Source organism: Streptomyces sp. NPDC020362 (assembly GCF_040642095.1).
GTDB lineage: Bacteria > Actinomycetota > Actinomycetes > Streptomycetales > Streptomycetaceae > Streptomyces.
The window spans coordinates 81,169-95,833 of the sequence record NZ_JBFAET010000006.1; the positions used below are offsets into that span (position 1 = coordinate 81,169).

A 14,665-nucleotide genomic window follows, 5' to 3' on the forward strand; every position below is an offset into this window, starting at 1 on the left:
CCCGCGGGGGTCTTTTTGTTGCTAGCGTGTAGTTGCAAGCTCTTTGCAATAAGCGGTTCGAAGGGACCCCCATGCCCGTCTACACGTTGCCCGACCTGCCCTACGACTACTCCGCGCTCGCCCCCGTGATCAGCCCCGAGATCATCGAGCTGCACCACGACAAGCACCACGCGGCCTATGTGAAGGGCGCCAACGACACCCTGGAGCAGCTCGCCGAGGCGCGGGACAAGGAGTCGTGGGGCTCGATCAACGGGCTGGAGAAGAACCTGGCCTTCCACCTCTCCGGACACATCCTGCACAGCATCTACTGGCAGAACATGACCGGCCCGGAGGACGGCGGCGGCGAGCCCCTCGCCCAGGACGGCGTGGGCGAGCTGGCCGATGCGATCACCGAGTCCTTCGGGTCCTTCGCCGCCTTCAGGACGCAGCTGTCCAAGGCGGCGGCCACCACCCAGGGTTCGGGCTGGGGCGTCCTCGCCCACGAGCCGCTGAGCGGCCGGCTGATCGTGGAGCAGGTCTACGACCACCAGGGCAACGTCGGCCAGGGGGCGACGCCGATCCTGGTCTTCGACGCCTGGGAGCACGCCTTCTACCTGCAGTACCGCAACCAGAAGGTGGACTTCGTCGAGGCGATGTGGCAGGTCGTCGACTGGCAGGACGTGGCCCGCCGGTACGCGGCGGCGAAGTCCCGCGCCGACGTGCTCCTGCTCGCCCCCTGACGGCACCCGCCGATCGTCCTGCCTCGTGATCGTCTTCTCACCCTTCACGTCGGCAGGCGGATGAAAGAAGACCCCCGCGAGGACGTGACTCGCGGGGGTTTTCCCCCGTACCGGGGTCCACCGATCGGTCGACGGCAGGTTCCACCGAGCACCCGTGTCCCTCAACCGCCCTGCTCAGCAAGGCTTTTGGGCATGAACTCACCTACCGTGCGCATCGCGCGCCTGAGCGCCCGGCACCCCTGGCGGGCGCTGATCGGCTGGCTGCTGTTCACGGCGCTGTGCCTCGCCGTGGGCAGTGCCGTCGGCACCCACAGGGCCACGACCGCCGACTACCGGGTCGGCGAGGCGGGCCGGGCCGAGGCACTCGCCGCCGACGGCCGTCTGGAGCGCAGGCCCACCGAACAGATCCTGGTCTCCGCCCGGTCCGGCCCCCTGGACACCAGGGCCGCCGACTCGGCCGTCAAGGACCTCACCGCGCGGATGAGGCGGCTGCCCGAGGTCGACCGGGTCGCCGCGCCGGTCCGGTCGGCGGACCACCGCGTCCTGCTGGTGGAGGTGGCCCTCAGGGGCGAGGAGCTGGACGCCACGAAGAAGGTCGGGGCGCTCGTCGCACAGACCGAGGCCGTGCAGCGGCAGCATCCCGCGCTGCTCGTGCAGGAGACCGGAAGTCCCTCCACCAGCAAGGGAGTCGACCAGCAGCGCGACGACGACCTGGCCCTGTCCGAGAAGATCACCCTGCCGGTCACCCTGGTCACCCTGCTGGTCGCCTTCGGCTCGCTCACCATGGCCGCCGTACCGCTGCTGCTCGCGCTGTCCTCGATCGTGTCCGCCGTCGGCCTTGCCGCGGTCGCCTCCCATCTCAGCCCGGACACCGGGGTCGGCACCAACGTGATCCTGATGATCGGCCTCGCCGTCGGCGTCGACTACACCCTCTTCCACCTCAAGCGGGAGCGGGAGGAACGGGCCCGCAGCGGCGGCCGGCTGAGCAGCGAGGCGCTGGTCGAGCTGGCGGCGGCCACCTCCGGGCGGGCGGTCGTGGTCTCCGGGCTCGCGGTCGTCGCCTCCACGGCCACCCTGTACCTGGCCTCGGACGTCATCTTCTCCTCGCTCGCCACCGGCACCATCGTGGTCGTCCTGACCGCGGTGATCAGCTCCCTGACCGCGCTGCCCGCCCTGCTGACCCTGCTGGGCCGGCGGGCCGAGCGGCGCGCGCTGCGACGGGCCCGGCGCGGCAGGCCCGCCCGCCGGATCCGCGACGGGAACGGCGGCCGGTTCTGGCCGGCGCTGCTGCGGCCCGCGACCCGGCGCCCGGCGGCCACGCTCGTCCTGTCGCTGCTCGCCCTGGCCGGGCTCGCGCTGCCGCTGTCCGGGCTGAAGATCACGGAGATGAGCCGGGACACCCACTCCCGTGCGATCCCCTCGATGCGGGTGTACGACCGCCTCAACGCCGAGTTCCCCGAGCGGCGGGTCACCCACCAGGTCGTCGTGCGAGCCGATGCCTCGCGCTCCGCCGAGGTCACCGGTCAGCTGCGCTCCCTCGCCCGCCGGGCCGCCGCCGACCCGCTGTTCACCGGTGCCTCCCGCATCCGCACCTCCGCCGACCGGCGGACCAGCGCACTGGAGCTGCGGGTGCCGTACCTCGGCAACTCCCCGCAGGCGTACGCCTCTTTGGACCATCTGCGGCACGACTACCTGCCCGCCACCGTCGGGAAGGTCGCGGGCGCCCAGTACGGCGTGACCGGTGACGTGGCCCGCTACACCGACTATCCGGCGCACCAGGACGCCAAACTGCCCCTGGTCCTCGGCGCGTTGCTGCTGGTGACCTTCCTGATGACGCTCTACGCGTTCCGCTCGGTCGTGCTGGGCGTGCTCGGTGTCGCCCTGAACCTGCTGTCGGCGGCGGCCGCGCTCGGACTGCTCGTGCTGGTCTTCCAGCACACCTGGGCCGAGGGGCTGCTGGACTTCCGCTCCACGGGGTCGATCGGTTCCCGCGTACCGCTGTTCCTCTTCGTGATCCTCTTCGGCCTGTCGATGGACTACCAGGTGTTCGTGGTCAGCCGGATCCGTGAGGCGGTGCTCGCCGGCACACCCACCCGGCAGGCCGTCGTCGACGGCATCCGGCGCTCGGCGAGCGTGGTCACCAGCGCGGCCGTGGTCATGACGACCGTCTTCGTCAGCTTCGTCTTCCTGCACATCATCGAGATGAAGCAGATCGGTTTCGTGCTCGCCGCGGCCGTCCTGCTGGACGCCTTCGTGGTGCGCGTGCTGATCCTGCCGGCCGCCCTGCTGCTGCTCGGCGAGCGCACCTGGTGGCCCGTGCGGCCGGCCCGGACCGCGGCCGACGGCCCGAATCCCGCCCTGGTGGACGTAGGTTGACGGGTATGACCGCAACCGCCGCCCCGACCGCCGACGCTCTGTGGGCGACCTCGCTGCGCCGCTGGAACGCGGTGTGCTGGGTCCTGTTCGCCGCGATGGCGGTCGGGATCACGGCCCTGAGCCACGGTGCCGAACGGTATGCGGCCCTCGCCCTGCTGGGCAGCGTGGCCGGGTGCTTCGCCGTGCTGGACCGGCGCCCCGCCAATCCGGTCGTGCGGCCGCACGGGTACCTCGCGGTGCTGGTGTTCGCCCTCGCCGGTCTTGCCTATCTGGGGACCAGTTACGCGGCCCTGTTCATGGTGACGCTGCCGCACTACTGGATGTTCGGCCGCTCCCCCAGGATCTCCCTCGCCTTCCTGGGGCTTGCCACCGCCGGGACACTGCTGGGCAGCTGGGTCCGGCAGGGCTGGTCCGGCAAGTTCTTCGGCGAGACGGTCGTGGGCACGCTGATCGTGGTCGCGGTGGGCGTGCTGATCGGGCTGTGGGTGCGCGCGGTGGTCGAGCAGAGCAGCGAACGCGCCCGGCTGATCGTGGAGTTGGAGCGTACCCAGGCGGAGCTGACCGAGGCACATCTGCGGCAGGGCGCCTCGGAGGAACGGGAGCGTATGGCACGGGAGATCCACGACACGCTCGCGCAGGGCTTCGCGTCGATCGTCGTCCTGGCCGAGGCCGCCCGGGCCGGGCTCGCCACCGACACCGGGCGCGCCGCCCGGCAGCTGATGTCGATCGAGTCGACCGCCCGGGAGAACCTGGCGGAGGCCAGGGAACTGGTCGGCTCGGGCCGGCGGCCGGGCGGCGCGCACGCCGGCTCGGTGGCGCAGACCCTGCAGCGGATCGTGGACCGGTTCGCCGAGGACACCGGGCTGAGCGTGACCGCCGAGCTGGCCGACCTGGACTGCGACCAGCAGACCCGGATCGCGCTGCTGCGCTGCACCCAGGAGTCCCTGGCCAATGTGCGCAAGCACGCCCGTGCCTCGACGGTCGGAGTGGTGCTGGCCCGCCGTCCGTACGGCGTGGAGCTGGAGGTCACGGACGACGGCACCGGATTCGTGGTCGGGGACCGCTCGGGCTTCGGCCTCGACGGGATGCGCAAACGGCTCGCCGAACTCGGCGGGCGGCTCACGGTGACCAGCTCGGTCGGTGACGGGACCCGGATCCTCGCGGTGATCCCGGTGGAGGCAGGCGCATGACCGCCGGAAGGCTCCGGATCGTCGTGGTGGACGACCACACCGTGATGCGGGCCGGGGTGATCGCCCTGCTGGACGGGGAGGCGGACATCGAGGTCGTCGGCGAGGCGAGCGACGGCCGCGCCGCCCTCGCCCTGGTCGCCCGGCACGACCCCGACGTGGCCCTGGTGGACCTGCGCATGCCGGTGCTGGACGGGGTCGCGACGACCACCGAGATCGTCGCCCGTCACCCGCGCACCCGCGTGCTGATCCTCACCACCTACGACACCGACGCCGACATCGAGCGCGGGGTCGAGGCCGGTGCCATCGGCTACCTGCTCAAGGACACCACCCGGGAGCAGCTGGCCGACGCGATCCGCTCGGCCGCACGTGGCGAGACCGTGCTCGCGCCCCGGGTGGCGGAGAAGCTGGTCGCCCGGATGCGGCGCCCCGTCCACGATCCGCTCACCGCGCGCGAGACCGATGTGCTGAACGCGGTGGCCGACGGGCTCACCAACGCCGAGATCGGCCGCCGCCTCGTCATCACCGAGGCCACCGTGAAGACGCATCTGCTGCGTCTGTTCGCCAAGCTGGACGTCAACGACCGGACGCGGGCGGTGGTCGTGGCCATGGAGCGGGGACTGCTGCCCCGGCCGTGACCGGTCACGCGCAGGGCAGGTTGAGCGACAGCAGCGCGACGTGCCCCTGCGTGATGCGGATCTCGCTCACGGCCGCGTTGCACAGCCGGGGGAAGACCCGTCGGTAGTCGGCGAGCGGGATGTGCAGCAGCGAGCACAGCACCAGGCGGAGCAGGGTGTTGTGGGCGACTACGAGGACGCGTTCGCCGGGGTGGGCGGCGGCGATGCGGTGCAGGGCGGCCGCGCCCCGTGCGGCGGCGGACCGGGGATCCTCGGCGCCGGGGAAGGGATGCGCCACCGGGTCGGCGCGGAAGGCCTCCGCCGCCCCCGGGTGCTGTGCCCCGAACTCGGCGAGGGTACGGCCCTCCACCACCCCGAAGTCGCATTCGCGCAGGTCGACTTCGCGGTGGGGGGTGAGGCCGAGGGCACGGCAGGCGGGCTCGGCGGTGGTCACGGCACGGGACAGGGGCGAGGTCCACACGGCGTCGACCGGGTGCGCGGCGGCCCAGCGGCCGAGCGCCTCGGCCTGGGCGAGCCCGACGTCGGTGAGGGCGACGTCGCTCACCCCGGCGTACCGGTTCTCGGCGTGCCACACGGTCTGACCATGGCGGGCGAGGAGAAGACTGGCCGACGGGGTCATGGGGAGCAGTATCCCGTGTTCCGGTGCCTCGGCGGGCGGGCCGCCGATGATTGCGCCGGGACGGCGGGCGACCGCGCCGGTGCCGTCCCGCGGCGCCCGGCGGCATCCTCCCGCTCCGCGCGGTCCGCCTGTCCCTCGTCGAGCCGCCCCCGGGCACGTGCACCGACCTTCGTCTCCCGCCCGGAGCCCTGCCGTCTCCCGCACGGGACGCTGCCGTCTCCCGCTCGTCGCCCTGCCGTCTCCCGCACGGGACCCGGCGGTCCGCCTACGCCTCGTCGAGCCGCGCCCGCGCGTGTGCGGCGACCTTCGCCGGCAGCCAGCCCCTCGACTCCAGTTCCCCCACGAGGCGGGCGTACGGCTCCGCGAAACGGGCCGTGCGGGCGGGGCGGGGGTCGATGGTCGTGCCGGGGCGGGACATGCTCGCGGCCGCGTCCGCGAGCGTGGGTGCGGCGCCGGTGCCGTAGGCGGCCAGTGCGGCCATGCCCAGCGCGGGTTCGGTCTCCTGCGGCACCCGGGCCGGGCGGCCGAGGACGTCCGCGCGCAGCTGGTTCCAGTACGTGCTGCGGGCCGCGCCGCCGGTGAAGGCGAGGGGGCCCTCCAGGGGCGCGCCGAGGTGGTGCAGGTAGTCCAGGCAGAGGCGTTCGGTGAAGGCCACGCCCTGCAGGAGGGCCGCCCACAGGTCGGCGTCCGAGGCCGGCTCGCCGAGGAGGAGGGCGGTGGCGCGCGGGGCGTGGAAGGGGAAGCGCTCGCCCGGCGAGACGAGGGGGTAGGCGATCGCGTGGGAGGGCTCGAAGGCGGCGGCGCGGGCGTCCAGTGCGGCGGGGTCGGCGCCGGCGAAGCGGGCGGTGAGGACCCCGGCGCCCACGCTGGAGGCGCCGCCGGGCAGCCAGGTGCCGTCGGGTGCGCGGTGGTTGTAGACCACGCCGGCCGGGTCGCGCACCGGTTCGGCGGCGGCTCCCTTCAGGACGAGGGTCGTGCCCAGCACCGAGTTCCAGGCGCCCTCCCGCAGGGCCCCGGCGGCGATCTGCGCCGCGCAGCCGTCCGTCATGCCCGCGAGCACCGGGGTGCCGGCCGGGATGCCGGTGGCCCCGGCGGCCGCCGGGCAGACCTCGCCCAGCCGGGTGCCGGGGCGCACGACGTCCGGGAGGGTGCCCGCGGGGAGCCCGGTGAGGTCCGGCCAGCGGTCGCGCTCCACGTCGTACGCCGTCTTCAGGGCGTGGCTGGAGTCGGCGGGGACGGGCGCGCCGACGAGGCGCGCGTTGATCAGGTCGGGCTGGTGCGCCGCCCGGCCGGGGCCGTACCGGTCGACGAGCCACCGCACCTTCGGCAGCGCCCAGGTGTCCTGCACCGCGAGCCCTGCCGACCGCAGCCGGCCCGCATCGGCCGCCGCCCGCCCGTCGTCGTACATCAGCGCGGGGCCGGCCGGGCGCCCGGCGCGGTCCGTGAGCAGCACCGTCCCCGAGGTCCCGCACACCGCGACCCCGCCCACCGGGACGCGTGGCCCGTCGAGCGCGTCCCGGCAGGCCGTGCACACCGCCTCCCACCACTCCTGCGGGTCCTGCTCGTGCCGCACCCCCTCCCGCCGCCCGCGCCGAAGCGGTGCCGAGCCGCTGCCGAGCACGCCGCCCTCGGCCGTCACGAGCAGTGCGCGCACGCCCTGCGTGCCGAGATCGATCCCGAGCCATGCCGACCCCATGCAGACCTCCCGAACATCGCGACCGGTCGTGTGAAGTTCCCACACCCTTCTGAGATTTCCCGCTGTTTTCCCCGTGCACAAGGGATTGACGAGCATCCGCAGCCGTTACACCCTCTGTTGTCGAGTCGACTCACCGTGTTAACCCGCCCGGCCCCACCGCCCCACCGGAGGTCACGGATGGACAGGCACGTGCACGACCGCCGTCGCTTTCTCGCTCTCGCCGGAGCCCTCACCGCCGCCACCGCCGCGGCCCCGCTGCTGTCCGCCTGCGACACCGGCTTCGGCGACAACGGCAACCCCGGCGGCCCCGAGCGGGGCGGTTCGGCCGCGAACGACGTCACCGGCGCCTTCGACTGGAAGCGGGAGAAGGGCACGACGGTCAAGGCGCTGCTCAACAAGCACCCCTACACGGACGCCCTGATCGCCGACCTGAAGTCCTTCACCGAGAAGACCGGCATCAAGGTGGAGTACGACGTCTTCCCCGAGGACAACTACTTCGACAAGCTCACCGTCGACCTGTCCAGCGGGCGCGCCTCCTACGACGTCTTCATGCTCGGCGCCTACATGGTGTGGCAGTACGGGCCGCCGGGCTGGCTGGAGGACCTCGGGCCCTGGATGCGCAACTCCTCGGCCACGGGCGCCGAATGGGACCGGGACGACTTCTACCCGAACCTCCTCGGGGCCGACCAGTGGTCGCTGAAGGCGGGCGCCCCGCTCGGCCGGGGCGGGCAGTACGCGTTGCCGTGGGGCTGGGAGACCAACGTGGTCGCCTACAACACCGAGGTGTTCGGCAGGCTGGGGCTGAAGCCGGCCGAGTCCTTCGACGAGCTGCGCGAGCTGGCGGGTGCGATCAGGAAGAGGGCTCCCGGCGCCGGGTTCGACGGCATGTACGGGATCGCCGTACGGGGGTCCCGGAGCTGGGCCACCATCCACCCCGGCTTCATGACCATGTACGCCCGCAACGGGCTCCACGACTTCACCGTCGAGAACGGGAAGCTCACCCCGGCCATGAACACCCCGAAGGCGATCGCCTTCACCGAGGACTGGGCCCGCATGGTCAGACAGGGCGGCCCGCCGTCCTGGACGTCGTACACCTGGTACCAGTGCTCCGGCGACCTCGGCGCGAAGAAGGCCGGGATGCTCTTCGACGCGGACACGGCCGCCTACTTCCAGGCGGTGAAGGGGGCGAGCCCGGCCTCCGGGAGGATCGCCTTCCATCCGGGGCCGAAGGGGCCGGACGGGTCCCTGGCGACGAACATGTGGATCTGGTCGCTCGGCATGAACGCCAGGAGCGGACGCAAGAGCGCCGCCTGGCTGTTCCTGCAGTGGGCCACCGGCAAGGAGCACCTGCGCAAGGGTGCGGTCACCCACAACCACATCGACCCGGTGCGCAGGTCGGTCAGCCAGGACGGCGCCTACAAGGACAAGATGCGGCACCTGCCGGGCTTCCTGGAGACTTTCGAGACCGTCGTCGGGCAGACGAAGATCCAGTTCACCCCGCAGGCCCAGTTCTTCGACGCCACCACCAGCTGGGCCGCCGCCCTCCAGGAGATCTACGGCGGCAGCAACGCGAGATCCGTGCTGAACGGGCTGGCGGACGACCTCAGGTCCAGGGTGAGCTGACGGTGACGAGCCGGCGGACCGCCCTCAGGCCGTACCTTCTCGTCGTCCCGGCACTGCTGCTGACCTGCGGGATCCTCTATCCCTTCGGGCTCGGCCTGTACTACACGCTGTTCGACTTCTCGGCGAGCAGACCGCAGCCGGACGTGGTGTGGTTCCACAACTACGAGACGGTCTTCACCGAGGACGCCTTCTGGAACTCGGCCTGGGTGACCGTGCTGTACGCCGTCGGCGCGGCCGCCGTGGAGACCGTGCTCGGGGTCGCCGTCGCCCTGCTGCTGCACCGGTCGTCCCTGCTCGGCCGGATCCTGGAGAAGATCCTGATCCTGCCTCTGATGATCGCCCCGGTGATCGCGGCGATCATGTGGAAGCTGATGCTCCAGCCGTCGGTCGGCGTGGTCAACCATCTGCTGAAGCCCTTCGGTCTCGGCGGGGTCCAGTGGACGGACACACCGACGGGCGCCCTGTTGTCGTCGATCGCCGTCGACGTCTGGGTCTACACCCCGTTCGTGGCGATACTGGCGCTGGCCGGTCTGCGGTCGCTGCCCACCTCCCCCTTCGAGGCGGCGGCCGTGGACGGCGCCGGCCGGTGGTACACCTTCCGGCGGCTGACCCTGCCGATGCTGTGGCCGTACGTGCTGGTCGCGGTGATCTTCCGGTTCATGGACTCGCTGAAGGTCTTCGACATCATCTACGCCCTGACGGAGGGCGGTCCCGGCGACTCCACGGTCGTGCTGCAGATCCGGGCCTATCTGGAGGCGATCCGCTTCCAGCGGTACTCCTTCGGGATCAGCTACACGATCGTGCTGTGGGCCGTGGTGTATCTGGCCGCGACGGTGCTCGTCCGGCATCTGGGGCGGATCCAGCGGAAGGCGGCCGAGGTCAAGTGACGTACAGGAAACGTGTGGTGGGGTGGCTCGCCGATGCCGCCCTCGTCCTCTACTTCGCCTTCTCGCTCTTCCCGGTCGCCTGGATGGTGGTCCTCTCCCTCAAGCCCCCCGACCAGCTCTTCAGCACCTACTTCTCCTTCACCCCGACCCTGGGCTCCTACCGGACCGTGCTGGGCGACAGCGAGGGCATCCCCTTCGTGCGGTTCTTCGTCAACAGCCTGGTGGTGTCGGTGGGCGCGGTCGCGCTCTCGCTGGTGGTCGGGCTGCCGGCGGCGTACGCCTCGGCGCGCTGGCGCTTCCGCGGCTCGGAGAACCTGATGTTCACGCTGCTGTCGTTCCGGTTCGCGCCCGAACTCACCGTGATCATCCCGCTGTTCGTGCTCTACCAGAAGCTGGGGCTGTTCGACACCTACGTCGGCATGGTGTGGGTGCTGCAGCTGGTCACGCTGCCGCTGGTGGTGTGGATCATGCGGTCGTACTTCGCCGATCTCACCCCCGAGCTGGAGCAGGCGGCGCTGCTCGACGGCTACTCGCGCAGGCAGGCCTTCTTCAAGGTGGCCCTGCCGCTGGTGAAGCCGGGCATCGCGGCCGTGTCGCTGCTGGCGTTCATCTTCGCCTGGAACAACTTCGTCTTCCCGCTCATCCTCACCTCCGGCTCGGCGCAGACCGTGACCGTGGGCGCGCTGTCCTTCCTCGGCGGCGACCGGCCCAGGTACAACCTGACGGCCGCGGCCGCGCTGGTCTCCGTCGTACCGCCGCTGCTGCTGGCCCTGACCATCCAGCGGTATCTGGTGCGCGGGCTGTCGTTCGGGGCGGTGAAGTCGTGAGCATCGCGCTGCGGGGCGTGCACAAGGCGTACGGCCGGACGAAGGCCCTCGACGGGATCGAACTCCAGGTGGAGGAGGGCGAGTTCTTCTGCCTGCTCGGGCCGTCCGGAGCGGGCAAGACGACGACGCTGAAGACCGTCGCCGGTCTGGAGCAGCCCGACCGCGGGACCGTCGAGATCGGCGGCAGGGACGTGCGGGACGTGGAGCCGTACGACCGGGGCGTGGCCATGTGCTTCGAGAGCTACGCCCTCTACCCGCACCGCTCGGTGTACGACAACCTCGTCTCGCCGCTGCGCTCCCCGAGGCACCGGCTGCCCGCCGCCGAGGCCCGCGACCGGGTCGGTGCCGTCGCCGAACTGCTCGGCATCGGTGCCCTGCTGGACCGATCGGTGGGGCAGCTGTCCAACGGGCAGCGGCAGCGGGTCGCCCTCGGCCGGGTGCTGGTCCGCCCGGCCCGCGCCTTCCTCCTCGACGAGCCCCTCTCCCATCTGGACGCCAAGCTGCGCCAGCAGATGCGGGCCGAGCTGAAGGCGATCGGGGCCGTGCGGCGCACGACCACGCTCTACGTCACCCACGACTCCGTCGAGGCGCTGGCCCTCGGGGACCGGACAGGGGTCGTCCGGGGCGGGCGGATCGTGCAGACCGGCACCCGGGAGGACATCTGGTACCGGCCCCACGACACCGAGGTCGCACGGGCCTTCGGGCGGCCCCGGATCAATCTGCTGCCGGGGGCGGTGACCGAGCGGGGGGCCTTCCGGTCGGCGGACGGCGCGGTCGAACTGCCGCTGCCCGTCGGGGTCCCGGCCGGCAGCGAGGTCCTGGTCGGGGTGCGCCCCCGGGACGTGTCCCTGGCCGGGGACGGCCACCGGCTCGCCGGGAGCGTGTACGTCACCGAGGTGCTCGGCCGGTCCGTCGAGGTCACGGTGCAGATCGGCGCGCAGCGTCTGTCGCTCGTCGCGTCCCGCGGCGAGGCGGGCGGGCTGCGTCCCGACGATCCGGTCCGCCCGGCCGTGCGGCCTGAGAGCCTGCTGGTGTTCGAGGCCGACCGGCCCGGGCGCCCAGGACGACGGATCGGGACACGATGAGCAGCAGCGCACACGTCCAGCAGGGGCCCGTGGCCCGGCAGGCGGCCATGGCCGAACTCGTCCTGGCCGAGGGCTCGGCCACCGCGGCCGAGCTGGCCGAGCGGTTCGGGGTGAGCCTGATGACCATCCACCGGGACCTGGACGAGCTCGAACGGCAGGGCATCGTGCGGAAGTTCCGCGGTGGGGTGACCGCCCAGCCGTCCGGGGTGTTCGAGTCGAACGTGCAGTACCGGCTGAAGACCATGCGCCCGCACAAGGCCGCGCTCGCCGCCCGGGCGCTGAAGTCCATAGAGCCCGGCATGGCGATCCTGCTCGACGACTCCACCTCCACCCTGGAGATAGCCCGCCGGCTCCGCCTCGGCGAGATCACCCCGCTCACGGTGGTCACCAACTTCCTGGAGGCGATCAACCTCCTCGCGGGCCAACGGGGCATCCACCTGATGGCGCTCGGCGGCGACTACGACCGGCTGCACTCCTCCTTCCTGGGGGTGTCCTGCGTGGAGGCGGTCGAACAGCTGAGGGTGGACGTGTGCTTCGCCTCCACGTCGGGCGTGCACGGCGGCTACGCCTACCACCAGGAGCAGCACATCGTCTCGGTGAAGCGGGCGATGCTGGACGCGGCCGGGCGCAACGTGCTGCTGGCCGACCACACCAAGCTGGGCCGGGTCGCGCTGCACCGGGTGGCCCCGCTGTCCCGGTTCGACCTGCTGCTCGTGGACGACGGGGCGTCCCCCGAGGCACTGCGCGACCTGGACGAGCACCAGGTGCGCTACGAGGTGTGCGCCACGGATCCGAGGGAGGGCGATGACCGCACTGGAGTTGCGTGAGCTGCGCAAGACCTACCGGTCGCGGGGCCGGCCGGCGGTGGAGGCGGTCCGGGGCCTGGACCTGAGCCTGCGGCCGGGCGAACTCCTCGGGCTCCTCGGCCCGTCGGGCTGCGGCAAGTCCACGACGCTGCGGATGATCGCGGGCCTGGAGACGGTGACCGGCGGGGACATCCTGGTCGGCGGCGCCTCGGTGACCGGCCGCCCGGCGCAGGAGCGCAACATCGGGGTGGCGTTCGAGAACTACGCGCTCTATCCGCCGCTGACGGTCGCGGAGAACCTGGCGTTCGGGCTGAAGGCGCGCCGCAGAGCCCGCAGGGGGGACGTCTCCCGCAAGGTCGCCGAGATCGCCGAGCGGGTCGGCCTCACCGACGTCCTGCACGCCCGCCCGGCCGGCCTGTCCAGCGGGCAGAAGCAGCGCGTGTCCCTGGCCCGCGCCCTGATCCGGGAACCGGACGTCCTCCTCCTCGACGAACCGCTCTCCCACCTGGATGCCGCCCAGCGTGACACCACCCGCCGCGAACTCAAGCGCATCCAGCGGGACCTGGGCCACACCACGATCCTGGTCACGCACGACCAGGAGGAGGCCCTGTCCCTGGCCGACCGGATCGCCGTGATGCGGGACGGCCTGATCCAGCAGCTCGGCACGCCCTACGAGATCTACGACAGCCCCGCCACCACCTTCGTGGCGGACTTCGTCGGCGAGCCCGCGATCAACCTGCTGCCCGGCATCGCCACCGCCGACGGCCACGCACGCCTGTCCGCCGGAGTGCGGATCGCGCTGCCGCTGCAGGTGGCCGAGGGCCGCCCGGTCGTGGTCGGCATCCGCCCCGAGGACCTGGGCCTCACCGGCGCCGACGGCATCCCGGCCCGGGTCGTGGCCCATGAGCCCCTGCTGGAGTCCGGCATCGCCACCCTCGCCCTCGACGGGGTGGAGCGGCACCTGGTGGTCCTCACCGGGCCCGAGGTGCGCCTCGCGCACGACACGCACGTCCGGGTGGCGGCCGGACTCACCCATGTCTTCGACGCCGAGACGGGAGACTGCCTGCGATGACCTCCAAGGACGGGCCGCGTGTCGTGGCGGCCGGCGACCACTTCGTCCTGCCGTCGCTGATCGGCGAGGCGGTGGGCCGTGAGCTGCGCGGCGCCTGTGACGTGAAGGAGCTGACCCTCGGCTGGCCGCTGGAACCCTTCGGGCCGGTCGCCGAGGTGAGCGAGGCCAGCGACGCCGAGGACGAGCTGATCGCCGCGCTCGCGGACGCACAGGTCCTGGTCACCCAGATGGGCCCGGTCACCGAACGCGTCCTCGGCGCCTGCCCGGGGCTGCGGCTGGTCGTCGTGTGCCGGGGCGGGCCGGTCAACGTCAACCTGGAGGCGGCGCGGCGGCACGGCGTGCGGGTGTGCTTCGCGCCGGGGCGCAACGCGGCCTCCACCGCCGAGTTCACCGTCGGTCTGCTGCTGGCCGCCCTGCGCCGCATCCCGCAGGCCCACGAACTGCTGGCCCGGCAGGGGAGCTGGGCCGGGTCGGCGTACTACACGTACGAGCACAGCGGTCTCGAACTGGAGGACCTGCCGGTCGGGCTGGTCGGGTACGGGGCGGTGGGCAGCAGGGTCGCGCGGGTGCTGTGCGCGTTCGGGGCCCGGGTGATGGTGTACGACCCCTATGTGCACGGCGAGATCCACGGGCTGCGTCTGACCTCCCTCGACGACCTTCTGCGCCGTGCACGGGTGATCACCCTGCACGCCCGGCTGACCGACGGGACGCGGGGTCTGATCGGCGCCCGCGAGCTGGCCCTGCTGCCGCCCGGCGCGGTGGTGGTCAACGCGGCCCGGGGCCCGCTGCTGGACGAGGACGCGCTGTGCGACGCGCTGGAGTCCGGGCGGCTGTCGGCGGCGGCCCTGGACACCTATGTACAGGAGCCGTTGCCCCCGGACTCACGCCTGCACGCCCTCGCCGACCGCCTCGTACTGACCCCGCACCTGGGCGGGGCGTCCCGCGCGGTGGCCGAGAAGGCCGCGCGGATCGCCGCCGCCGAGGTGGGGCGCTGGGTGCGCGGGGAGCCGCTCGCGCACTGTCTGACGTGAACACCACGCGAGTGAGCCGCAGGGGCGCGTCGGTGGCGAGAGGTCATGGGGGTCCCTCCCGCGCGAGCGCATTCGAGCGTGGGGGAGCGCGGAGGCCCG

At 72.4% G+C, this 14,665-nt stretch carries 13 protein-coding genes; 11 read left to right on the top strand and 2 right to left on the bottom strand.

From position 1 onward, the window contains the following. Positions 1 to 71 precede the first annotated feature (71 nt). The 4 genes from AB0H32_RS04700 (at position 72) to AB0H32_RS04715 (ending at position 4,920) form a co-directional block, all read left to right on the top strand. The gene (locus AB0H32_RS04700) at positions 72 to 719 is read left to right on the top strand and encodes a superoxide dismutase (RefSeq protein WP_361114172.1); all 648 of its coding nucleotides are present in this window, start codon (positions 72 to 74) and stop codon (positions 717 to 719) included. Between the two features lie 192 nt (positions 720 to 911). After that, positions 912 to 3,095 (top strand): MMPL family transporter, encoded by a 2,184-nt coding sequence (locus tag AB0H32_RS04705; protein WP_361114175.1) that lies wholly within the window; start codon positions 912 to 914, stop codon positions 3,093 to 3,095. A gap of 5 nt (positions 3,096 to 3,100) precedes the next feature. Continuing rightward, positions 3,101 to 4,285, top strand: a complete 1,185-nt coding sequence (locus tag AB0H32_RS04710) for a sensor histidine kinase (protein ID WP_361114179.1) — start codon at positions 3,101 to 3,103, stop codon at positions 4,283 to 4,285. Continuing rightward, complete coding sequence (locus AB0H32_RS04715; RefSeq protein ID WP_361114182.1) at positions 4,282 to 4,920, top strand: response regulator transcription factor; 639 nt, start codon at positions 4,282 to 4,284, stop codon at positions 4,918 to 4,920. Before AB0H32_RS04710 ends, AB0H32_RS04715 begins: the two co-directional genes overlap by 4 nt. A gap of 4 nt (positions 4,921 to 4,924) precedes the next feature. On the opposite strand, the gene AB0H32_RS04720 is transcribed toward AB0H32_RS04715, so the two are convergent. After that, positions 4,925 to 5,539 (bottom strand): histidine phosphatase family protein, encoded by a 615-nt coding sequence (locus AB0H32_RS04720; protein ID WP_361114185.1) that lies wholly within the window; start codon positions 5,537 to 5,539, stop codon positions 4,925 to 4,927. Between the two features lie 265 nt (positions 5,540 to 5,804). Beyond that, positions 5,805 to 7,235 (bottom strand): FGGY-family carbohydrate kinase, encoded by a 1,431-nt coding sequence (locus AB0H32_RS04725; RefSeq protein ID WP_361114188.1) that lies wholly within the window; start codon positions 7,233 to 7,235, stop codon positions 5,805 to 5,807. Positions 7,236 to 7,412: 177 nt separating this feature from the next. On the opposite strand from AB0H32_RS04725, the gene AB0H32_RS04730 reads away from it, so the two are divergent. Genes AB0H32_RS04730 through AB0H32_RS04760 form a run of 7 tightly spaced genes read left to right on the top strand, consistent with a single transcriptional unit; the run spans position 7,413 to position 14,566 of the window. After that, complete coding sequence (locus tag AB0H32_RS04730; RefSeq protein WP_361114191.1) at positions 7,413 to 8,858, top strand: extracellular solute-binding protein; 1,446 nt, start codon at positions 7,413 to 7,415, stop codon at positions 8,856 to 8,858. A 2-nt stretch (positions 8,859 to 8,860) separates the two neighbouring features. Continuing rightward, positions 8,861 to 9,745 carry a sugar ABC transporter permease gene (locus AB0H32_RS04735; protein WP_361114194.1) on the top strand — a complete coding sequence of 295 codons (885 nt, stop codon included), beginning with the start codon at positions 8,861 to 8,863 and terminating at the stop codon, positions 9,743 to 9,745. A gap of 17 nt (positions 9,746 to 9,762) precedes the next feature. Further along, positions 9,763 to 10,572: a carbohydrate ABC transporter permease gene (locus tag AB0H32_RS04740; RefSeq protein ID WP_361114197.1), complete on the top strand. Its 810-nt coding sequence runs from the start codon at positions 9,763 to 9,765 to the stop codon at positions 10,570 to 10,572. After that, positions 10,569 to 11,657: an ABC transporter ATP-binding protein gene (locus AB0H32_RS04745; protein WP_361114200.1), complete on the top strand. Its 1,089-nt coding sequence runs from the start codon at positions 10,569 to 10,571 to the stop codon at positions 11,655 to 11,657. The genes AB0H32_RS04740 and AB0H32_RS04745 overlap by 4 nt, the downstream gene beginning before the upstream one ends. Next, positions 11,654 to 12,484, top strand: coding sequence for a DeoR/GlpR family DNA-binding transcription regulator (locus tag AB0H32_RS04750; RefSeq protein ID WP_361114203.1), 831 nt, complete (start codon positions 11,654 to 11,656; stop codon positions 12,482 to 12,484). The genes AB0H32_RS04745 and AB0H32_RS04750 overlap by 4 nt, the downstream gene beginning before the upstream one ends. After that, positions 12,462 to 13,535 (top strand): ABC transporter ATP-binding protein, encoded by a 1,074-nt coding sequence (locus tag AB0H32_RS04755; RefSeq protein WP_361114206.1) that lies wholly within the window; start codon positions 12,462 to 12,464, stop codon positions 13,533 to 13,535. Before AB0H32_RS04750 ends, AB0H32_RS04755 begins: the two co-directional genes overlap by 23 nt. Then, positions 13,532 to 14,566, top strand: coding sequence for a 2-hydroxyacid dehydrogenase (locus AB0H32_RS04760; protein ID WP_361114209.1), 1,035 nt, complete (start codon positions 13,532 to 13,534; stop codon positions 14,564 to 14,566). Before AB0H32_RS04755 ends, AB0H32_RS04760 begins: the two co-directional genes overlap by 4 nt. The last annotated feature ends 99 nt before the right edge of the window (positions 14,567 to 14,665 follow it).